The sequence below is a fragment of the Halomonas mongoliensis genome (assembly GCF_052496345.1).
In genome coordinates this window covers 776,335-797,327 of sequence record NZ_CP199288.1, presented here as the reverse complement: position 1 = coordinate 797,327, position 20,993 = coordinate 776,335, and the positions used below count along the sequence as shown (strand labels likewise).

Genomic DNA, 20,993 nt, shown 5'->3' with positions numbered 1-20,993 from the left:
CTCAGGGGGACCCCTCGGCGCTGGTCGCGGCGACGGGGGTGACCCGCTCCCCCGGGGCCACCAGGCCGCCGCCCAGGGTGATCAGGCGCACCCGCTCGGGCAGCCCCGCGACCCGCGCCTCCTGGGGGGTGCTGTCCACCAGGGTGACCGCCGTGAGCACCACCCGGTCCTCGTCGTCCAGGTGCTTTACCGCCAGGCGGCCGTCGTCGTCCAGCTCCAGCAGGGCGGGGGAGAGCCGCTGCACCTCCCGCTCCGGCAGGGTGATCACCAGGGTGGCGCTGGCGCCGGCGAGGCGCCGCCCCTCGGGGTTGGCGACCCTTGCCTCCACCGGGAAGCTGCGGGTCTGATCCTCGGCGCGGCGGCCCACCAGGCTGACCTCTCCCTCGAGCCGCGAGCCGTCCAGCAGGCGCAGCTCCGCGGGCAGGCCGGCCTCGAGCGCGTGGGCGTCGCGCTGGGGCGCCCAGGCCCTGGCCACCAGATGGCGGTCATCCACCAGCCGGCCGAAGGTCTCGCCGGCCTGGAGCAGCTCGCCGAGCTCCACGTCCAGGTGGTCGAGCACGCCTTCGAAGGGGGCGGTGGGGCGGGTGTCGTCGAGCTGGCGGCGCAGGCTCGCCACCTCGGCGGCCGCCCTGGCGGCGCCGCTCTGCAGGCGCAGGTAGTCGGTGTTGGAGAGCAGCTCCCGGCGGCGCAGGTCGTCGGCGCCGGCGAGCTCGGCTCGGGCCAGGGTCAGCTCCGCCTCGGCCTGCTCGAGCCTGGCCGGCAGCTCGTCCCGGGCCAGGGCCAGCAGCACCGTGCCCGCCTCGATGCGTTCCCCCTCCGCCACCGGCAGCGCCTCCACGCGGCCCGCCTGGCGGGCGCGCAGGGTCAGCTCCCGGTCGGCGGTGAGGTGGCCCTGGAGCACCAGTCGCGGGCGGTGGGGCTCGGCCTGGCGCTCGCTCACCTCCACCCTGGCGGGCTCAGGCTCGGCGGCGGGTTCGCTCTCGGGGGGCGCCTCCTGAAAACGCTGCAGATCGCCCAGGGCCAGCCAGGCGGCCAGGGTCAGGGTAATGGCGATGGCGAGCAGCGGGGGCAGGGGAGGGAGGCGTCGACGGGGCATGCGGTGTGATCCATCAGCGGGCATGAGACGCCAGCATAGCATCCGGCCCTCGTCCTACGTCGCATTGAGTTTTGCCCCGGTCAGGCATACCATCTTGCCGGTTTGATTTCAGGCCCGGCGGTTCGCCCGGCGGGTCCGTCCTCACGGCGACACCCCGTGCGTTGACAACCAAGGAGCATCCATGAAACAGCCCGTCCGTATTGCCATCACCGGCGCTGCCGGCCAGATCAGCTACTCCCTCGCCTTCCGCATCGCCTCCGGCGACATGCTGGGCAAGGACCAGCCGGTCATCCTGCAGCTGCTCGAGATCACCCCGGCCATGGAAGCCCTCAAGGGTGTGGTGATGGAGCTGAACGACTGTGCCTTCCCGCTGGTGCAGGACATCGTCGCCACCGACGATGCCAACGTCGCCTTCAAGGACGCCGACTTCGCCCTGCTGGTCGGCGCGCGTCCGCGCGGCCCGGGCATGGAGCGCAAGGACCTGCTGGAAGCCAACGCGGCCATCTTCTCCGTGCAGGGCAAGGCCCTGAACGACAACGCCAGCCGCGACGTCAAGGTGCTGGTGGTGGGCAACCCGGCCAACACCAACGCCCTGATCGCCTCCTGCAACGCGCCGGACCTGGATCCCAAGCAGTTCACCGCCATGACTCGCCTGGACCACAACCGCGCCCTGACCCAGCTGGCCCAGAAGACCGGCAAGCACGTCACCGACGTCGAGAGCATGATCATCTGGGGCAACCACAGCGCCACCCAGTACCCCGACATCGCCCACTGCAAGGTCGACGGCAAGCCCGCCGCCGAGCTGGTCGAGCGTGACTGGTACGAGAACACCTTCATTCCGGACTTGCAGCAGCGCGGTGCCGCCATCATCAAGGCCCGCGGCGCCTCCTCCGCGGCCTCTGCGGCCTCTTCCGCCATCGATCACATGCGCGACTGGGCGCTGGGCACCAACGGCCAGATCGTCAGCATGGCGATCCCCTCCGACGGCAGCTACGGCGTCGAGCCAGGCATCATCTACTCCTACCCGGTCACCTGCGAAGGCGGCAAGTACGAGATCGTGCAGGGTCTGGAAGTCGACGAGTTCAGCCGTGGCAAGATGAAGGCCACCGAAGACGAGCTGCGCGAAGAGCGCGCCGCCGTCGAGCATCTGCTGGGCTGATCGGGCCTTCGGCCTCCATCGCGCAGAATCTGCGCTCCTACAGGTGGCACCTTCACCTGTAGGAGCTCGATTTATCGAGCGAATCGCCGCGTAGCGGCGGCCAGATACGAAAAACCCCGCCAGGTCATGCCTGAGCGGGGTTTTTACATCATCCATCGCCGATAAATCGGGCTCCTACGGGGCGCGGCGGGCGGGGAGTGTCAATCTCGCAGGCTGATGATCCGCCAGCCACGGGCCTCGGCCACCTCGCGCAGGGTGGGGTCGGGGTCCACCGCCACCGGGTGGTCGACCTTCTCCAGCAGCGGCAGGTCGTTGTGGGAGTCGCTGTAGAACCAGGCGTCGTCCAGGGTCAGCTCCTTGTCGGCCAGCCACTCCTCCAGGCGCTGCACCTTGCCCTCCTGGAAGCTCGGGATGCCCTTCACCCGGCCGGTGTAGCGGCCGTCCACCACCTCGGGCTCCACGGCGATCAGGTCGTCGATGCCCAGCCGCTCGGCGATGGGGCCGGTGATGAAGCGGTTGGTGGCGGTGATGATCAGCAGGGTATCGCCGCGGCTGCGGTGGCGGGCCACCAGCTCCTCGCCCCTGGGCAGGATATGCGGCTCGATCTTGCTGGCCATGAACTGCTGGTGCCAGGCGGCCAGCTGCTCGGGGCTGTTCTCGGCCAGCGGCTTCAGGGCGATGGCGAGGTAGGCGAGGATATCCAGGGTGCCGGCCTCGTAGGCGGCCATATGCTGGTCATTGGCCTCGCGGTAGGCCACCGGGTCCACGGCGCCCTGCTCGAGCAGGAACTCCCCCCAGGCGTGATCGCTGTCGGTCGACAGCAGCGTGTTGTCCAGGTCGAAGATGGCCAGGCTCACGATGACTCCCATGGGTTAGAAAAATGAGATGTGCACGTCGGGTCGAAAGCCGGCGATTATCGCAGAAGCCGACGCCGGCTGCGACCCGGGCCGGCGGCTTGGCCGCAAGGCGTATTGATGCGCTTCATCGGCTTGTGGAAGAATGTCGCCAATACTGGTTTCTACAAGGTGAAGTCCGTGATCGACGCTGACGGCTTTCGCCCCAACGTTGGCATCATCATCGCCAACGAGCAGGGGCAGCTGCTCTGGGCGCGTCGTGTAGGGCAGAATGCGTGGCAGTTTCCCCAGGGAGGCATCAAGGCGAACGAGACACCGAAACAGGCACTTTTTCGCGAACTGTTCGAGGAGATCGGCCTGACCGCCGACGACGTCGAGATTCTTGCCTGCACCCGGGGTTGGCTACGCTACCGCCTGCCGCGACGCATGATTCGTACCAACTCGAGGCCGGTCTGTATCGGCCAGAAGCAGAAGTGGTTCCTGCTGCGCATACGCTGCCAGGAGAGCCAGATCTGCATGGATGGCACCCCCAAGCCGGAGTTCGACGGCTGGCGCTGGGTCAGCTACTGGTACCCCCTGGGTCAGGTGGTACCCTTCAAGCGTGAGGTCTACCGGCGTGCGCTCAGGGAGCTCTCGCCCCAGGCCCAGCGGCTGGCCCTGGGGCACGGCTGAACGACCGGGGCCGAGCACCAGGGCCGGCGGCGAGGAACCTCGCGCCGGCCAGGCAGTCACGATAATAATTCACCAGAATGGAAGACGGCACGCCCATGCTCGAGGTCCTGCGCCGCATCACACAGGAAGTTACCGGGGCCCGCAGCCTGGACGCGGCGCTTGCCACCATGGTGCGGCGCATCCGCAAGGCCATGGAGACCGACGTCTGCTCCTTCTACCTCTACGACGAGGAGATCGAGCGGCTGGTGCTGATGGAGACCATCGGCCTGCGCACCCAGGCGGTGGGCCGCGTGGCGCTGCCGGTGGGCGAGGGGCTGGTGGGCCTGGTGGCCAGCCGTGAGGAGCCCCTCAACCTCGAAGATGCCCAGGCGCATCCGCAGTTCCGCTACTTCGAAGCGACCGGCGAGGAGCGCTACTCCAGTTTCCTTGGCGTGCCCATCATCCATCAGCGCCGCATGCTCGGCGTGCTGGTGGTGCAGCAGGCCGAGAAGCGCCGCTACGGCGAGGAGGACGAGGCCTTCCTGGTTACCATGGCGGCTCAGCTTGCCGGCGTGCTGGCCCATGCGCTGGCCACCGGCAACCTGACCCGCCCGAGCCTGCAGGGGCAGGTGCAGTTCAAGGGGGTGGCCGCCTCCCCGGGCATGGCCATCGGCGAGGCGGTGGTGATCGCCCCGCCCGCCGACCTGGATAGCGTCCCCGACCTGATTCCCACCGACGTCGACTACGAGATCACCCGCCTCAAGGAGGCGATCGGCCGCGTGCGCGAGGAGCTGCGTGCCGCCGCCGAGCGCCTGGCCAACCGGGTCTCGGCCCAGGAGCTGGCGCTCTTCGAGGTCTACCAGCAGATGCTCAGCGAGGCGGCGCTCTCCCAGGAGGTGGAGAAGCGCATCCGCGAGGGGCAGTGGGCGCCCGGCGCCCTGGCCGACGTGGTCAAGCGCCACGTCCAGTACCTGGAGCGGGTCGACGACGACTACCTGCGCGAGCGCTCCGCCGACGTGCGTGACCTGGGGCGCCGCGTGCTGGCGCACCTGCAGGAGGAGACCCCCCAGACCCCGGAGGTCTTCCCCGAGAGCACCATCCTGGTCGGCGACGAGATCAGCGTGGCGCTGCTCGGCGAGGTGCCCCGGGAGAAGCTGGCCGGCCTGGTCTCGGTGCGCGGCTCCAGTACCTCCCACGTTGCGATTCTCGCCCGCGCCATGGGCATTCCCACGGTGCTCGGCATGGTCGACCTGCCGCTGCCGCGGCTCTCCGGCGCCCGGGTGATCCTGGATGGCCACCGCGGGCGGCTCTTCGTGCGCCCCGGCGAGGAGCGGCTCACCCACTACCAGGCCATGATCGACGAGGAGCGGGCCCTGGCCGAGGTGCTCGAGCACGAGCAGGACCTGCCCAGCCGCACCCCGGACGGCCACGACATGCCGCTGATGGTCAACACCGGCCTTGCCGTGGATGCCGTGGCTTCCCTCAAGAATCGTGTCAGCGGAGTGGGGCTCTACCGCACCGAGGTGCCCTTCATGGTCACCGAGCGCTTCCCCGGGGAGCAGGAGCAGACCCGGCTCTACCGGGACCAGCTCGAGAGCTTCGCGCCGCTGCCGGTGGTAATGCGCACCCTGGATATCGGCGGCGACAAGGACCTGCCCTACTTCCCCATCGAGGAGGCCAACCCCTTCCTCGGCTGGCGGGGTATCCGCGTGACCCTCGACCACCCCGAGGTGCTGATGGTGCAGCTGCGCGCCATGCTGCGCGCCTCCCAGGGCATGGGCAATCTCCAGGTGCTGCTGCCCATGATCACCAACGTCGACGAGGTCGACGACGCCCTCAAGCTGCTCGATCGCGCCATCGTCGAGCTCGACGAGGAGGGGGTGAGGGTCTCGCGTCCGCGGGTCGGGGTGATGATCGAGGTGCCGGCGACCCTCTACCAGCTGGATGCCCTAGCCCGGCGCGCCGACTTCTTCTCGGTGGGCAGCAACGACCTGACCCAGTACCTGCTGGCGGTGGATCGCAACAACCCCCGGGTCGCCGACCTCTACGACGCCTGCCATCCGGCGGTGCTCTCCGCCATGGCGACCCTGGCGCGAGAGTCGCGACGGCTCAAGATGCCGATCTCGGTGTGTGGCGAGCTGGCAGGCGACCCGGCCGGTGCCCTGCTGCTGATGGGCATGGGCTTCGACGCCCTCTCCATGAACGCCCCCAGCCTGCCCAAGGTGCGCGCCGCCATTCGCCGCGTGCCGCTGCAGAGCGCCCGGGAGCTGGTGGAGGAGACCCTGCGTCTCGATACCCCCGGCGAGGTTCGCCGTCATCTGGGCAACCGCCTGGACGGCTGGGACCTGGCCCACCTGCTGCCGCCGCGGGATTGACGGCGACAGTGTAGGAGCCCGATTTATCGGCGATTGGCCTATCGGGCGATCCTGACCCGATGGCTGCTCTCCCCCAGCGCCACTCCCCGCGGCCCGAAGCGTCGCTCGCCGATCTCGATATGCCCGCTGGCATGCCAGCTCACCCAGGTCATGGCCCGGGTGCCGTAGTGCTCTCCCAGGATAAAGGCGGAGGAGAGCATGCGCTCCATCTCCACTCCCACTCCGGTCTGTGGCAGCTGTTCGTCATCGGCCCGGCGCGGGTCGGCCATGGCCGCCAGGGCATCCTCGGGCCAGCGGCCGTGGCGCAGGCTGGCGGCGAGCCCCTGGCGCACCTCGATCAGCTTCGGCCAGGGGGTATTGAGGCTGGCATTGGAGAGGCCGTGTAGGCCCGGCGAGACCTCCCGCAGGGTGACGCCGTCGAGCCCACGGTGCAGATGCCAGAGCCGTTCGCCGTCGCCGGCCAGCAGGTTGAAGCCGGCGTAGCGCTCGGCCTCGCCCATGGCCAGGCGGTCGAGCCAGGCGGGCAGGTCGGGGCAGGTGAGGGCGTGGTGGACCAGCTCCCCGCGGCTGGGGGCGCCGTCGGGCACCCGGAGGCGCGGCTCGCGGACGTTGGTCACCGCGGCGAGGCGGCCCCGGCGATGCACGGCCAGCCAGCTGCCACCGGCCTCCAGGTCGCGGCCGCCCAGGATATCGGGGGAGGCGTCCCAGGGAGCCAGGGGGGCAGCAGGGCGGGCGTGGAACTCGTCGCGGTTGGCGACCAGTCGCAGCGGCCATTCGCTGCCGGGGCGATGGTCAAAGGTGATCAGGCACATGGCGGCAGCTTAGCGGCTTCCCCGAAGCCGGGGAAGCGTCCGGGGGCCGGGACGCCGCGCCACGGCCTTTGCGCCGCGCTGCGCCATGACAGGCGCGCGCGCCCGGCGTACACTCGTGCGTCAATCTCGTGACTTGGCCAGGGATGACGATGCGAGTCGATAACGGCCGCCAGCGGCGGCTTCCCGTTCCACTGCGCTGGGCGCTGCTGATCCAGCTAGCCTTGCTGCTGGCCGGCCTCGCCCTGCTGGCGCTGGGCGCCGGCCCCGGCTGGCTGCTGCTGCTGCTGGCGCTGTCGCTTGGCAGTGTCGCCGTGGCGGCCTGGGCTCTCCCGGCCGAGCCTCCGGTGCCCCTGACGCCCGCCATCGGCCCGCGGTTGCCGACGCCGGCCGCGGCGCCGCCCGCGCCTACCGGAAGCGGCGATGAGCAGCTGCGCCGCCGCCTGCAGAGCCTGGAAGAGGACCTGGTCCGCTGCGACCAGCGCGTCGGCCGCCTGGCCGCCGGGCGGGCCCGCGCCCGTGAGGAGTCGCGGCTCAAGTCCGACTACCTGACCCTGCTGGGCCGGGAGCTGAGCCCCCTACGGGAGCAGGTGGAGGCGCTGCTGCAGGAGCCCGCCGATGCCGCGCCCGGCAGCCGGCGCGCCACTCTCGAGGAGCTGCGCGACCGCCTGGGGGATCTCGAGGTGTTGCTCGAGGGGATCGCCGGTTCGGAGCCGCCCCCCGCCGCTGCTGCCCCCGCCGCTGCTCCGACGCCGCCCGTGCGGCGGGGCAGGCGCCTGCTGATCGTCGACGACGGCCCCGTCAACCTGATGCTGGCCCGGCAGGTGCTGGAGCGCGAGGGTTACGAGGTGCGAACCGCCACTTCCGGCGCCGAGGCGCTGGCCTGCCTGGAGCAGGTGCCCTTCGACCTGGTGCTGATGGATATCTTCATGCCCGGCATGGATGGCGTGGAGACCAGCCGCCGCTGGCGCGACGTGGAGATCGAACGCTACCCCGGCAAGCGCAGCGTCCTGGTGGCCCTGACCGCCAACGCCAGCGCTGAGGACCGCAAGCGCTTCGTCGCCGCGGGCCTCGACGACTACCTGGCCAAGCCCTACCGCCCCCAGCAGCTGATCGACCTGGTCAACCGCTGGCTGCCCCCGTCCCGTGAGGAAGTCCCCCACCCATGAGCATGCTGCCCATCCTTCTTGGCTACCTGGCGCTGGGCGCCGCCGCCGGCACCATGGCCGGCCTGTTCGGCGTCGGCGGTGGCCTGATCATCGTCCCCGCCCTGGTGTTTGCCTTCGGCCTGCAGGGCGTGGCCCCGGAGGTCACCATGCACCTGGCGGTGGGCACGTCCCTTGCCACCATCGTGGTGACCGGCGCCTCCTCCGCCTGGGCGCACTACCAGAAGGGCAGCATCCATCGCGAGTGGTTCCTGGCCCTGCTGCCCGGGCTGCTGCTGGGCGCCATCGGCGGTGTCTTCGTGGCGGGAGCGCTCTCCGGCGGCGTGCTGGGCACCCTGTTCGGCCTCTTCGTGCTGGCGGTGGCCGTGCGCATGGTGCTCGACCGCGGCCCGGTGCCCGGCAGCGTGGCGCCTGGCCGCGGCGGCATGGCGGTTGCCGGCGGCGTGATCGGCGGTGTCTCGGCGCTGTTCGGCATCGGCGGCGGCACCCTCTGCGTGCCCTGGCTGACCCGCTGCGGCGCCGAGATGACCCGGGCCGTGGGCACCTCTGCCGCCTGCGGCATTCCCATCGCCCTGTTCGGCGCCGCCACCTTCGCCGTGGTCGGCTGGGGCAATGCCCAGCTGCCCGCCGGCGCCACCGGCTTCGTGATGTGGCCCGCCTTCCTCGGCATCGTGCTGGCCAGCGTGCCCTTTGCCCGCCTGGGCGCGCGCCTGGCCCACCGTCTGCCTGCCCGGGTGCTCAAGCTCGCCTTCGCCGCGCTGCTGACCCTGGTCGGCCTGCGTTTTCTTCTGTAGGAGCCCCCATGCTGAACTACCCCGACATCGACCCGGTTGCCATTTCCCTGGGTCCCTTCCAGGTCCACTGGTATGGCCTGATGTACGTGATCGGCTTCGTGGCCGCCTGGTTCCTGGGGCGCCGCCGCGCCGCCCGCATCGGCCTCACCCATGACGACATCGGCGACCTGCTCTTCTACTGCGCCATTGGCGTCGTGGTGGGCGGCCGGCTCGGCTATGCGCTCTTCTACGGCCTGGGCCAGTGGGCCGGCGATCCGCTGTGGATCCTGCGGGTCTGGGACGGCGGCATGAGCTTCCACGGCGGCCTCGCCGGCGTGCTGCTCGCCTCCTGGTGGTTCGCCCGCAAGAAGGGGCTGGCCTACTTTACCCTGACCGACTTCGTCGCCCCCCTGGTGCCCATCGGCCTCGGCGCCGGGCGCATCGGCAACTTCATCAACCGCGAGCTGCCGGGCCGCGTCACCGAGCTGCCCTGGGGCATGCCGTTCCCGGGCCTCGGGCCCGAGCCGCGCCACCCCTCGGCGCTCTATGAGGCGGTGCTGGAAGGGGCGGTGCTCTTCGTGGTGCTCTGGTTCGTCTCCGCGAAACCCCGCGCCCGCGGCCTGGTCTCAGGGCTCTTCCTCACCCTCTATGGGGTCTTCCGCTTCGCGGTGGAGTTCGTACGCCTGCCCGACGCCCATATCGGCTTTATCGCCTTCGGCTGGGTGACCATGGGCATGCTCCTGACCCTGCCGATGATCATCGCCGGCCTGGCGCTTATCGCCTGGTCGCGCAGCCAGCCGGTGGATGCAAAAGGATCAAACACGTGACCGACCCGACCCTTCCCGCCCTCGAACAGCCCTATCTCGACCTGATGCGCCAGGTGCTCGACCACGGCGTGGAGCGCTCCGACCGCACCGGAGTGGGCACCCGCTCGATCTTCGGCCACCAGATGCGTTTCGACCTGGCCCGCGGCTTTCCGCTCGTGACCACCAAGAAGCTGCACACCCGCTCGATCTTCCACGAGCTGCTGTGGTTCCTGGCCGGCGATACCAACATCGCCTACCTCAAGGAGAACGGCGTCAGCATCTGGGACGAGTGGGCCGACGAGAAGGGCGATCTCGGCCCCGTCTACGGCTACCAGTGGCGCAGCTGGCCCGACCCCCGCGGCGGCCACGTCGACCAGATCGCCGGGCTGATGAAGCAGATCCGCGAGAACCCCCAGTCCCGGCGGCTGATCGTTTCCGCCTGGAACCCGGCGCTGGTGGATGAGATGGCCCTGCCGCCCTGCCACTGCCTGTTCCAGTTCTACGTGGCCGAGGGACGACTCTCCTGCCAGCTCTATCAGCGCAGCGCCGACATCTTCCTGGGCGTGCCTTTCAATATCGCCAGCTACGCCCTGCTGACCCGGATGATCGCCCAGGTGGCGGGCCTCGAGCCGGGGGAGTTCATCCACACCCTGGGGGATGCTCACCTCTACCTGAACCACCTGGAGCAGGCCGAGCTGCAGCTCTCCCGCACCCCGCGCCCCGCGCCGCGCCTGGTGCTCGACCCCGAGGTGAAGGATCTCTTCGACTTCCGCTTCGAGCATATCGCCATCGAGGGCTACGACCCCCACCCCCATATCAAGGCCGCCGTGGCGGTGTAAGCAGAGAGAGGCCCAATGAACGAGACTCTGATCCCCGTGGCGATGATCGCCGCCATGGACCGCAACCGGGTGATCGGCGTGGACAACCAGCTGCCCTGGTACCTGCCCGAGGACCTCAAGTTCTTCAAGCGCATGACCCAGGCCAAGCCCCTGGTGATGGGGCGCAAGACCTTCCAGTCCATCGGTCGCCCGCTGCCCGGGCGGCTCAATATCGTGGTGACCCGCGACTCTAATTTTAACCGTGGGGACTTTCACCACGACGGCATTCGCGTCTGCCACGACCTTCCCTCCGCCCTGGCCCTGGCCGACCAGCAGGCCACCATCGATGGCGTCGAGGAGATCATGGTGATGGGCGGCGCCGAGATCTATGCTCAGGCCCTGGAGCACGCCAGCCGTCTCTACCTCACCGAGGTGGATATCGAGGTGGAGGGTGACGCCCGCTTCCCCGAACTCGACATGGACGAGTGGGAAGAGGTGCAGCGCGTGCCGGGAACCCCGAGCGAAGGCCAGCCCGCCTACGACTTCGTGGAGTATCGTCGCCGCTAGACGACATTTGTCATGGGGCAGCATCTGGCACAGACTGGCCGGCACGGCCTCGCTGTCTGGCTCACGCGTGGAGGAGAACGGTTTGATCGAGGAACGCTCAATTCGCCTGCTGGATGCCCTGGAGGGGCGCACCGATACCCTGCTTGGCCTGCTGCAGCGGGAGCGCGACGCGCGCCTGAGCCTGGAGCAGCGCCTGGCCGAGCTGGAGGCCGCCCACCGCGAGCTCGGCGAGAAGCATCTCGAGCTGGTTGAGGAGCGCCGCGAGCTTGTAGAAGAAAACCGCGAACTCGACGCGCAGAATCGTGAGCTGGAAGAGCACAATCGCCGCCTTCACGAACGCCTGAACCATCAGGCAGAAGGGCAGGGCGCAGGCTTCCCGCGTCCCGCCCGCCGCTCCCAGGGTCTCTCCGCGCTGATCGGCCGGCCAGCCACCGCTGCTGCCACCGCCGACGCCGACGGCAATATCCAATCGCCGATGTGTCGGACCACAGATACATCCGCCTCACACCAGGCAGCTGGCACCGACACCGATGTAGGAGCCCGATTTATCGGCGATCATGAGAAAGCCCCGGATCGTGCAGAAGCCCCATCCCCTCATGCGCTCCTCGCCGAGTGGTACCAGCGCTATCCCGGCGCCTTCTTCAAGGGCCACACCCGCCCGCTCAAGGTGGGCATCCACGAGGCCCTGGCCGAGCAGGAGCCCTGGCCCGAGAAGCTGGTGCGCCGGGCGCTGGCCTGCTACGTGAACCTGCCGCGCTATCTCAAGGCGGTGCGCGAGGGGGCCGAGCGCATCGGTCTGGACGGCAAGCCCGCCGGCCAGGTGGATGCCAAGGCCGCCGAGCACGCCAGAAAGAAGCTGGAGCGCCTTCAGGCCGAAGGGCGCGGCAAGGGGAGGGCTGCGCCGGTCCAGCCAAGGCGGGCCGACGGCAAGGGCAAGCCCGGCCGTGGCAAGACATCAGGCCGGGGGGCGGTGGGCAAGGGGCCCTCAGGCAAGCGCCCGGCCAGAGAGGGTGCCGCGGGTACAGCACCTACCGCCACCCAGGCGGCACCCGGCGCCGAGGGCGGCCAGCCCGCTCGGTCGGCCTCCGCCACCATGGAAGAGAAGCTGGCGGCGCTGGTCGCCAAGCACCGCCAGCGCTGAGCCTCGGCCCGCTTGTGTTCCAGGCCCCCGGCCGGCATGATGTGCTCGGCCGCTGGGGAGCGCGGGAGACCCTCGGCGCAGGGTAAAGTTCCAGCGAAAGGGTGCACCTCGAAGGGAAACAGTGTTTTTTCTTGTTGCGTTCCCCTTTCTCCCGGTATAGAGTTTCTCCTGCGAGCATTGGACTATAACAAGGCTTCGCCTAGGCATGCCGCCGAGCAGCCGTCTCCCGGGAAGGGAGTCGGTCAGCCAGAGAAGAGTACGCCAGGCAAGCCGGCTGCAGCGACCGCCCCGCGGTCCGCAGGTAAACGATCGAAACAGACTGCTAGTCAAAGGAACCAATGATGAAAAAGACTCTGTTAGCGACTGCTATCGCCGGCGCCCTGGGCGTCTCCGCTGCCGCCCAGGCCGCTACCGTCTACGACCAGGACGGCACCCGTCTGGACCTCTACGGCCGCATCGCGCTGGGCGTTCAGGGCGGTGGCCAGGACGAAGCTATCGTAAATGACGCCGGTGAGCAGGTTGGTCAGCGTAAGACCAGCGGCTCCGAGTTTGTCGACGTCCTCTCCCGCTTCGGCCTGCGCGGCAGCCAGCAGCTCTCCTCCGACCTGACCGCCTTCGGTAACTTCGAGCTTCGCCCGCAGCTGGACGAGGTCAACACCGACGGTCAGCAGGTGCGTAACAGCTACCTGGGCCTGCGCAGCAACACCTTCGGTACCGTTCAGGCGGGTAACTTCGACAACTTCTACCTGGACACCGTTGCTGCCCCGTTTGATGTTTACATCAACCAGGGCCTCGAGCTGACCGGCGGTGGCTTCCAGGGTCGCGGCGACTCCCTGGGCTACATCTCCCCGAACCTGGAAGGCTTCCAGGTCTACCTGATGGGCAAGCACTACTCCGGTAACGGCGCTGTAGTTGGCTCCGAGGGCAGCAACTCCTCCACCATCAACACCGCCGGTGGCGCCGTCTACGAAGTCGACGCCCTGCGCCTGGCCCTGGGTTACACTCAGGACCGCGAGAGCGCCGGTGGCAGCGGTGAGAACGTCTACGGCGGCTCCGCCTCCTTCGAGTTCGTCCCGGGCTTCTCCGGTCGTCTGGCCTACGAGTACCAGTCCGAGCGTGAAGACAAGATCGGCGTTGGCATGACCTACGCCATCAACGAGTGGTCCTTCAACCTGGACTACTACCGCATCGAGTCCCAGGGCGACCTGAAGGCTGCTCAGCAGGATCGTGGCGACAGCACCAGCCGCAACGCCTGGGCCGCCGGTGCCTACTACGCGGTCTCCAGCAACTTCGACCTCTTCGCCGAAGTCTACGAGGCCGATCAGGACACCATCGTTGATCGCGACAGCTCCCTGAGCGATGTTGGTGATAACCTGCGCGACGTCCGCGACAACGTCTACTGGCTGGTCGGCGCTCGCTACCACTTCTAATTGGCGACAAGCCTTTAGAAGCAGCGAAACGATACCGCAGTACACAGAAGCCGGCCCCAAGGGGCCGGCTTTCTTGTGTGCGGGCATGCAGTAAAGCCAGCTGCCGGCTGCCGGCCCTCTTGTCCCCTTTTTCCTGAGTTCCCTTCTCCCGGGCGCTCCTCTCCGGCCGATATCCTGCCAGGCTTTCTCCTGCCGGGTTGACCATCATCAAAAGCCCCGGCGCTGGGCCGGGGCGAAGAAAGCGCAACGTGGCGGCGGGTGAACCGCTCAGAAGTCGTAACGCACCATGCCCTGCAGGCGCAGGGCGTCGCCGTCGCGGCCGTCGGCCACCTTGCGGGTGTGGTAGCCGGCCTCCACGCCGTAGCTGACCCGCTCCATGGGCGACCAGATATAGTTGAGGTGCACCGCCTCGAAGCGTTCGTTGGCGCCCGCCACGCCGTCAATGTTTGCCTCCAGGGCGTCGTCCAGGTCGGCCCTGGAGATGCCGTAGCCGAGGTTGATGGCGCCGGGGCCGGCGGTCAGGCTCATGCCGACGTTGGCGCCCCAGGCCTCGATGGTCTCGATGCGCTCACCGTCCCAGTAGCCGGGCGCTGAGGGGTTGTTCTGCAGGTATTCGCCGATGCCGTCGCCCCAGGTGAGGGCGCCGCGCAGGGTCAGGCGGTCGGTGGCCGGGTAGCGGGCGGCGACATTGAAGCCATAGCCGGTAGCCGTGTCGTTCATGCCCTCGCCGTCGTCCACCTCCAGCTGGCGCAGCATGGCGGCGGCGGAGTAGTGCAGGCCGGCGGCCTGGCTCTGGTAGCGCAGGGTCAGGTCGGGCAGGCCGGTCTTCGCATTCTCCTGGGCGACATAGCCGCCGCGCGCGGGGTTGAAGCGTCCGGCCACGGTGTCGGTGTAGTCCTCTGGATCCGGGTTCTCCAGGGCGAGGTGCCAGTTCTGCCAGGAGTAGCGCAGCTGCGCCTTGCGGCCGATCTTGCTCTGGCCGGGCTGGGGGGCGAGATCCACGGTGGGGGTCATGCCCAGCAGGCTGCCGAAGTTGGTCCAGGTCTTGCCCGCCAGGATGCCGTTCCAGCTGCCGAAGGCGTGGCGCAGGCGCAGGTCGCCGCCGTCAGGCGCGTTGTCGAACCAGTCCACCTCGATCTGGGTGCGCAGCTGGCTGCCACCGGCCGGCGTCACCGTCCTGAAGCCGATACGGCTCTCGTAGGCGTGCATGGTGGTGTGCCCGTCGCTGCCCTGCTGGCCGTCGATCAGGATGCGCGGCCGAGCGGCCAGCCCGCCCAGGTCATTGTCGACGTCATAGATCAGGTCGAGCTTGGCAAAGCCGTAGATCGTGGCCGTGGTGTCGCCCACCTCGAACTCGAAGGCGTGGGACGCCGAGGCTACGGCGAGCGCCAGGGCGCTGGTGGAGAGGAGCAGGGCGTGCTTGACGCTGGGTCGGGCTTTCATGGGGCATCTTCCTTCTGCGGGTTCGCCTCTGGATGGGCTGGTCTCAAGCCAGTGGAAATATGCTATCCAGTTGCCGCTGATGAACCCATGGCTCATAGCTGATAAATGCTTGATGCATATCAAGATGCGGAGGAATTTGTCATCAAGTCATTAATTCTCGGGTAACCATGCTGCCGTATGAATTATGGCTGGATTAATGCCCTGATGCGGGTCATTCGGGTGTCGTATTTACTCGCCCCCAACCAACAAAAAGCCCCGGCGCTGGGCCGGGGCGAAGAGATCGAATTTCTGCTTGTACTGGAACCGCTTGAAAGGGTGGCGGCGCTTCCCGCGCCGCCACGGGCCGGGCTCAGAAGTTGTACTGGACCATGCCCTGGAGGCGCACGGCGTCGCCCTTGTCCCCATCGACCTGCTTGCGGCTGTGGTAGCCGGCCTCCACGCCGTAGGTGACGTTGCGAATCGGCGACCAGATGTAGTTGAGGAAGACGCCTTCGAACTTCTCGTTGGCAGTGGCGGCCATGGCGCCATCGGCCACAGCGTCGTCCAGGTCCACGGTGGAGATGCCGTAGCCGAGGCTGACGTTGCCGGGGCCTGCAGCCACGCTCACGCCGGCGGTGCCGCCGGTGCCTTTGATGGTCTCCAGGTTACCGCTGCCGTCCACGTAGGCGGGGGTGCCGACCGGAGCGAGGTACTGGTAGGCGCCGATGCCGTCACCATGGACGATGGAGCCGCGCAGGGTGACATCCGGGGTGACCTTGGCGCTGGCTTCAAGCGCCAGGCCCCAGCCTGTAGTGCTGTCCTTCTGGGAGGCGACGACGTCGTCGAACTCCAGGTAGCGCAGCACGCCGGAGGCGGCGTAGCTAAAGTCGCCGGCGCCACCCTGGAAGCGCAGGGTCAGGTCGGGAAGGCGTGACTTGGAAGCGGCCGAGTCTACTGAGCCGCCAAGGTTTTCGGGATCCTCGAGGGCCACGGAGAAACCTTCAACGGTATAGCGCAGCTGGGCCTGGCGTGCCACGTTGGCCTGGCCCGGCTGGCCGTTGAAGTCGATGGTGGGATTCATGCCCAGGAAGCCACCGAAGTTGGTCCAGGTCTGGCCGGCCAGCAGGCCGTTCCACTCGCCGTAGGCGTGGCGCAGACGAAACTCGCCGCCACCGCTGCCGTAGAAGTCGCCCTCGATCATGGTCTTGATTTCGCTGCCGCCCGCCGGAGTGGCGGTGGTAAAGCCCAGGCGGCTCTGAAAGGCATGCAGGTCGGTGTGACCATCGGAGCCCGGCTCACCATCAAGGCGAATGGCGTTACGATTGATGGCATTGCCCAGCTTGTCATCGACGTCATAGATCAGGTCGAGCTTGGCGTAGCCGTAGATATTGGCGGTGGTGTCCCCTGCCTCGATGGTATAGGCCTGAGCGGCGCCGGAAACGGCCAGGGCCAGGGCGGAGGCGGTGAAGATCGATGCGTTCTTTTTGATTGACACGTGCTGTTCCTTGTTATGCGTATGGCGCCATTCAAGGGCGCTCTATTGTGGTTATTGGTGCTTTCTCGCAGATACGCTTACGTAAACGTCATCACCCGGTCGGCGTAGGAGATGGCTTACGCACCATAGGAAATTATCCAGCCCTACCGTTGATGACAATCACGCGACGGCCAAATTGGACGAAAGGAGTAGAGCTCAGGAGGAACTTTTCCCGGGCCTGCTCGGAGGCAGGGCGTCGATCTTGCCCCTGCCGAGGCAGGATGGGCTACGCTGACTCAGATCAACAAAGCCATCACAAGATGCCAAGGATGCGCGCATGACGACCATCCCCCAACCCTACCGCCGGCCGGGTGAGCTTTACTGCCAGGGCTGCTCGCTTCACTCGGCGTGCATGACCCGCGCGCTCTCCCAGGGGGCCCTGGAGGCCTTCGACGAGATCATCCAGCAGCCGCAGCCGCTCAAGCGCGGCCAGGCGCTGGTGCAGCAGGGGCAGCCCTTTCGCAGCCTCTACCTGGTGCGCACCGGCAGCTTCAAGCAGGTGGTGCGCCAGGCCGGGCGCCAGGACGAGCAGGTGGTGCACTTCTTCCTGCCCAGCGAGGCGGTGGGGCTCGAGGCGATCGGCGAGACGCACTGTCCCGCCTCGGTGGTGGCCCTCGAGACTTCCTTCGTCTGCGAGCTGCCCTTCGAGGCGTTCGAGGCCCTGGCCCAGCGCCACGAGTCGCTGCGCGGCGAGCTGATGCGCAGCATGAGCCGGGAGCTGCGCGGCGATCAGCGCCAGTTCTGCCTGCTCTCCGGGCGCACCGCCGAACAGCGCCTGGCGGGCTTCCTGCTGGGGCTCTCTCAGCGCTTCCACCTCCGGGGCTACTCCCGCTACCGCTTCCAGCTGGCCATGTCCCGGGCCGATATCGGCAGCCATCTGGGCCTGGCCCTGGAGACGGTGAGCCGGGTGATGGGGCGCTTCCAGCGTCAGGGGCTGATCAGGGTGGCCGGGCGTGAGCTGACCATCCGCTCCCTGGAGGGCCTTGAGGCCCTGGGGGAGGACCCTTAGCCACGCTGCGTGATGGCAGGGTTGAAGACGCCCTGGCAGAGGCTGCGGCATAATGCGCCCATGATCCCGCCCCCTCCTGGAGGCTTCTTGGCCGGCTGGTTGAACCTTTCTCTTCGCCTTCGACTGCTTATCGGTATCGGCCTTGGCTGGCTGGTGCTGGTGGTGGCGCTGCTTGGCTATAGCCACCTGAGCGGGAGCTCACTTACCCGCCAGGAAAACCTGGTGCATCTGGAGTACGAGGCGCAGCTGGTGGCGGATCAGCTCTCTCGGGAGCTCGTCGATCGTAAGCAGATACTCGAGAGCCTGGCCGAGGGGCTGGCCATCGACGACCCCGAACTCGAGTCGCGGCTGCGTGAGCAGCGGCCGCTGCTGGCGCTGTTCGACCGCCTGATGGTCTTCGATGCCGAGGGGCACTCCGTGGCTAACTGGCCTCCCTTTCCCGAGAGCGGGCCCGATATCGGGGGCCGAGCCTACTTCCAGCACGTAAAGGCGTTCCGCCGCCCCTGGGTCAGCGAGCCCTACCGTGGCCTAGCCACGGGCATCGACCAGGTCATGGTGATCCAGCCGCTGCTCGGCGAGCAGGGGGAGTTTCTTGGCATCCTCGGCGCCAATACCAGCCTGCGCGACGGCCAGGCCTACCTCAATCTGCGTGGCCGGCGCCTGGGCGAGGCGGGCCATGTGCTGCTGGCGACCGCCGAAGGCCAGGTCATCAGCCACCCCGATGAGAGCCGGCTGATGCAGGCGCTGCCCGGCTCCGAGCCCCATCCGCTGATCGACCAGGCGCTGCTGGGCTGGGAGGGCAGCGGGGAGGGAGCCACCCTCGATGGCCGACCGGCGCTGGCCGCCTTTCGGCAGGTGTGGCCGGCCAACTGGGTGGTCGGCGTCTTCCTGCCGATGGAGCAGGTTCAGGCGCCGATCCGCCGCTACGCCCGGGAGCTTCGCTGGGTCGGCATCGGCAGCGTGGCGCTGATGCTGCCGCTGCTCTGGTGGCTGCTGGGGCTGGGACTGCGTCCGCTGCATCGGCTCGAGCGGCAGATCGCCCAGGTAGGGCAGGGCAAGGCGCAGCGGCTGGAGCTGAGGACCGGCATGGTGGAGCTGCGTCAGGTTGCCGATGCCTTCAATCGGCTGGAGACGAGCCGGCGCGAGGCGATCGAGTCCCTGGAGTCCCGAGAGGCCTTCCTCAAGGCGGTGCTGGCCTCCTCTCCGGTTGGCATGTTCCTCACCGACCCCCAGGGGCAGGTTACCTACATCAACCCCGCTCTCACTCGACTCACCGGCATCGGCCTGGTGGAGTACAGCCCGCTGACCTGGCTGCGCCGGATGCATCCTGAAGACCGCAGCGCCTATCTCGCCGGCTGGCGGGAGGCCCTGCGTCAGGGGGGCAGCCTCTCCGAGAGCTATCGCCTGCGCGGTGCCGATGGCGGCTGGCACTGGCTGGAAGTGCACGCCAGCCCCGTGAGCGGCGGCGGCGGGGTGCTCGGCTACGTGGGCCTGACGCAGGACGTTACCGAGCGCCAGGAGCGCGAACGGCGCCAGCGCTGGGAGGCCGAGCACGATGCCCTGACGCGCTGCCTCAATCGGCGCGGCTTTGGGCGGCGGCTGGAGACGGCCTGTGAGTTCTCCCGGCGTCGGACGGACCATTCGCTGGCGCTGGTGCTGCTCGACCTCGACCACTTCAAGGAGGTCAACGACAGCGCCGGCCATGCGCTGGGTGATGAGCTGCTGCAGCGCGTTGCCGAGCTGCTGGAAGAAGCGGTGCGGGATGAAGATGCCGTGGCGCGCCTGGGCGGCGACGAGTTCGCGCTGCTGCTGGGCGATGCGTCTGACGCCGTGGCCCTGGAGGTGGCCGAGCGGGTGCGGGCGCGGCTGGCCGCCCTCGACTTCTCCCACGACGGCCGGCGCTTCCGGGTCAGCGCCAGTATCGGGGTAGCGATGTTCCAGAGTGATGATGATGACAGAACCCTGATGGCCCGGGCCGACAAGGCCAGCTATGCGGCGAAGCAGGGCGGGCGCAACCGAGTGGTGATGGCCCGCGGCGCACCGGCTGACCTGGCCGAGAGCTGAGGCCTCGAGTGAGCCTCAGCGTCCCGTGGGGAGTCGTCTAAGCGGTGATCAGCACGCCGCCACCGGCCAGCAGTGCCACCACCGCCCAGGCCGGCAGCTTCCAGACGCTGAGCAGCAGGAAGCCGGTCAGCGCCAGGGCAAACTCCCGGGGGCCGAGGATGGCACTGGTCCACACCGGGTGGTAGAGGGCCGCGCCCAGGATGCCCACCACGGCGGCGTTGGCGCCGCGCATCAGCGCCTGGGCGCTGTCCCAGCGGCGAAAGCGCGCCCAGTGGGGCAGCACCGCGACCAGCAGCAGTAGCCCCGGCAGGAAGATCATCGCCAGCGCCAGGGCGGCGCCGAAGATGCCGCCACCCAGCGGCCCCATCACTGCGCCCAGGTAGGCGGCAAAGGTGAAGAGCGGGCCGGGTACGGCCTGGGCGGCGCCGTAGCCCGCCAGGAAGTCGTCGGGGCTGACCCAGCCGGACTGCACCACCTCCGCCTCGAGAAGCGGCAGCACCACGTGGCCGCCGCCGAACACCAGGGCACCGGCGCGGTAGAAGGCGTCCATCACCGCCAGCGTCGTCGAGGGGGTGGCCCAGGCCAGCAGCGGCAGGCCGATCAGCAGGGCCGCGAAGGCCGCGCCCGCCAGGTACCCGGCTCGGGGGGAAACCGGCAGCGTCAGCGGCGCCGTCTCGGTCTCGGCGTGGGCGCGGCAGAGCGCCATGCCGGCCAGGGCGCCGATGACGATGGCCGCCACCTGGCCCAGGGGGCCGCTTACCAGCACCACGGTGAAGACCGCGGCCAGGGCGATGCCGGCGCGCTGCCGGTCGGGGCAGAGGCTTTTCGCCATGCCCCACACCGCGTGGGCGACGATGGCCACGGCGGTGACCTTGAGCCCGTGGATGATGCCCTGGCTGACCGGGCCCTCGAGCAGGGCGGCGCCCAGGGCGAAGAGCACCAGCACGATGGCCGAGGGGAGGGTGAAGGCCGCCCAGGCCGCCAGCGCCCCCCAGGGGCCGCCGCGCATCAGCCCCAGGGCGAAGCCCACCTGGCTGCTGGCGGGGCCGGGGAGAAACTGGCAGAGCGCCACCAGGTCGGCGTAGGCCTTCTCGGTGAGCCAGCGGCGGCGCTCCACGAACTCGGTGCGAAAGTAGCCGAGGTGGGCGATGGGGCCGCCGAAGGAGGTCAGGCCGAGCAGCAGGAAGGCGCGAAAGACCTCCCGGACGCGGCCCCGGGTGGCGGGGGTGTCGGACATGAGGTGGGCTCCTGAAACCGTCGTGCAGGGCTGCCACCCTGAGCAAGAGAGATGACAGCGTCATGACAGCGGAGCATAGCGG

The 20,993-nt window shown here is 68.7% G+C and carries 18 protein-coding genes; 12 read left to right on the top strand and 6 right to left on the bottom strand.

Features of this window, described 5'->3' with window-relative positions:
• Position 1: 1 nt before the first annotated feature.
• Positions 2-1,096, bottom strand: coding sequence for an efflux RND transporter periplasmic adaptor subunit (locus ACRYRV_RS03665; RefSeq protein WP_444985932.1), 1,095 nt, complete (start codon positions 1,094-1,096; stop codon positions 2-4).
• Between the two features lie 181 nt (positions 1,097-1,277).
• On the opposite strand from ACRYRV_RS03665, the gene ACRYRV_RS03660 reads away from it, so the two are divergent.
• Complete coding sequence (locus tag ACRYRV_RS03660) at positions 1,278-2,255, top strand: malate dehydrogenase (protein WP_444985933.1); 978 nt, start codon at positions 1,278-1,280, stop codon at positions 2,253-2,255.
• Positions 2,256-2,455: 200 nt separating this feature from the next.
• Here ACRYRV_RS03660 and ACRYRV_RS03655 read toward each other — a convergent pair whose 3' ends face one another.
• Positions 2,456-3,112 carry an HAD family hydrolase gene (locus ACRYRV_RS03655; RefSeq protein WP_444985934.1) on the bottom strand — a complete coding sequence of 219 codons (657 nt, stop codon included), beginning with the start codon at positions 3,110-3,112 and terminating at the stop codon, positions 2,456-2,458.
• Positions 3,113-3,289: 177 nt separating this feature from the next.
• Between ACRYRV_RS03655 and ACRYRV_RS03650 the strand changes: the two genes are divergently transcribed.
• Entirely contained in the window at positions 3,290-3,781 is a 492-nt protein-coding gene (locus ACRYRV_RS03650) for an RNA pyrophosphohydrolase (protein WP_444985935.1), read from the top strand.
• 95 nt (positions 3,782-3,876) lie between these two features.
• Positions 3,877-6,135, top strand: a complete 2,259-nt coding sequence (ptsP, locus tag ACRYRV_RS03645; protein WP_444985936.1) for a phosphoenolpyruvate--protein phosphotransferase — start codon at positions 3,877-3,879, stop codon at positions 6,133-6,135.
• A gap of 38 nt (positions 6,136-6,173) precedes the next feature.
• On the opposite strand, the gene ACRYRV_RS03640 is transcribed toward ptsP, so the two are convergent.
• Positions 6,174-6,947 (bottom strand): NRDE family protein, encoded by a 774-nt coding sequence (locus ACRYRV_RS03640; protein ID WP_253450153.1) that lies wholly within the window; start codon positions 6,945-6,947, stop codon positions 6,174-6,176.
• A 149-nt stretch (positions 6,948-7,096) separates the two neighbouring features.
• Here ACRYRV_RS03640 and ACRYRV_RS03635 point away from each other — a divergent pair, with 149 nt between their 5' ends.
• From ACRYRV_RS03635 to ACRYRV_RS03605, 7 genes are all read left to right on the top strand, one after another.
• Positions 7,097-8,113, top strand: a complete 1,017-nt coding sequence (locus tag ACRYRV_RS03635; protein ID WP_444985937.1) for a response regulator — start codon at positions 7,097-7,099, stop codon at positions 8,111-8,113.
• Complete coding sequence (locus ACRYRV_RS03630; protein ID WP_253450160.1) at positions 8,110-8,904, top strand: sulfite exporter TauE/SafE family protein; 795 nt, start codon at positions 8,110-8,112, stop codon at positions 8,902-8,904. Before ACRYRV_RS03635 ends, ACRYRV_RS03630 begins: the two co-directional genes overlap by 4 nt.
• A gap of 8 nt (positions 8,905-8,912) precedes the next feature.
• Positions 8,913-9,710, top strand: a complete 798-nt coding sequence (lgt, locus tag ACRYRV_RS03625) for a prolipoprotein diacylglyceryl transferase (protein WP_309636242.1) — start codon at positions 8,913-8,915, stop codon at positions 9,708-9,710.
• Positions 9,707-10,528 carry a thymidylate synthase gene (locus ACRYRV_RS03620; RefSeq protein WP_444985938.1) on the top strand — a complete coding sequence of 274 codons (822 nt, stop codon included), beginning with the start codon at positions 9,707-9,709 and terminating at the stop codon, positions 10,526-10,528. Before lgt ends, ACRYRV_RS03620 begins: the two co-directional genes overlap by 4 nt.
• A gap of 15 nt (positions 10,529-10,543) precedes the next feature.
• Complete coding sequence (locus tag ACRYRV_RS03615) at positions 10,544-11,074, top strand: dihydrofolate reductase (RefSeq protein ID WP_444985939.1); 531 nt, start codon at positions 10,544-10,546, stop codon at positions 11,072-11,074.
• A gap of 82 nt (positions 11,075-11,156) precedes the next feature.
• Complete coding sequence (locus tag ACRYRV_RS03610; RefSeq protein ID WP_444985940.1) at positions 11,157-12,215, top strand: ProQ/FINO family protein; 1,059 nt, start codon at positions 11,157-11,159, stop codon at positions 12,213-12,215.
• Between the two features lie 341 nt (positions 12,216-12,556).
• Positions 12,557-13,645 (top strand): porin, encoded by a 1,089-nt coding sequence (locus tag ACRYRV_RS03605; RefSeq protein WP_444985941.1) that lies wholly within the window; start codon positions 12,557-12,559, stop codon positions 13,643-13,645.
• A gap of 267 nt (positions 13,646-13,912) precedes the next feature.
• On the opposite strand, the gene ACRYRV_RS03600 is transcribed toward ACRYRV_RS03605, so the two are convergent.
• On the bottom strand, positions 13,913-15,088 hold the full coding sequence (locus ACRYRV_RS03600; protein WP_444985942.1) for a DcaP family trimeric outer membrane transporter: 1,176 nt from the start codon (positions 15,086-15,088) through the stop codon (positions 13,913-13,915).
• 349 nt (positions 15,089-15,437) lie between these two features.
• Positions 15,438-16,562 (bottom strand): DcaP family trimeric outer membrane transporter, encoded by a 1,125-nt coding sequence (locus ACRYRV_RS03595; protein ID WP_444985943.1) that lies wholly within the window; start codon positions 16,560-16,562, stop codon positions 15,438-15,440.
• A gap of 316 nt (positions 16,563-16,878) precedes the next feature.
• Here ACRYRV_RS03595 and ACRYRV_RS03590 point away from each other — a divergent pair, with 316 nt between their 5' ends.
• On the top strand, positions 16,879-17,610 hold the full coding sequence (locus ACRYRV_RS03590; protein WP_309636249.1) for a helix-turn-helix domain-containing protein: 732 nt from the start codon (positions 16,879-16,881) through the stop codon (positions 17,608-17,610).
• 87 nt (positions 17,611-17,697) lie between these two features.
• Positions 17,698-19,674 (top strand): diguanylate cyclase domain-containing protein, encoded by a 1,977-nt coding sequence (locus ACRYRV_RS03585; protein WP_444985944.1) that lies wholly within the window; start codon positions 17,698-17,700, stop codon positions 19,672-19,674.
• Between the two features lie 37 nt (positions 19,675-19,711).
• On the opposite strand, the gene chrA is transcribed toward ACRYRV_RS03585, so the two are convergent.
• On the bottom strand, positions 19,712-20,911 hold the full coding sequence (gene chrA / locus ACRYRV_RS03580; RefSeq protein WP_444985945.1) for a chromate efflux transporter: 1,200 nt from the start codon (positions 20,909-20,911) through the stop codon (positions 19,712-19,714).
• Positions 20,912-20,993 lie beyond the last annotated feature (82 nt).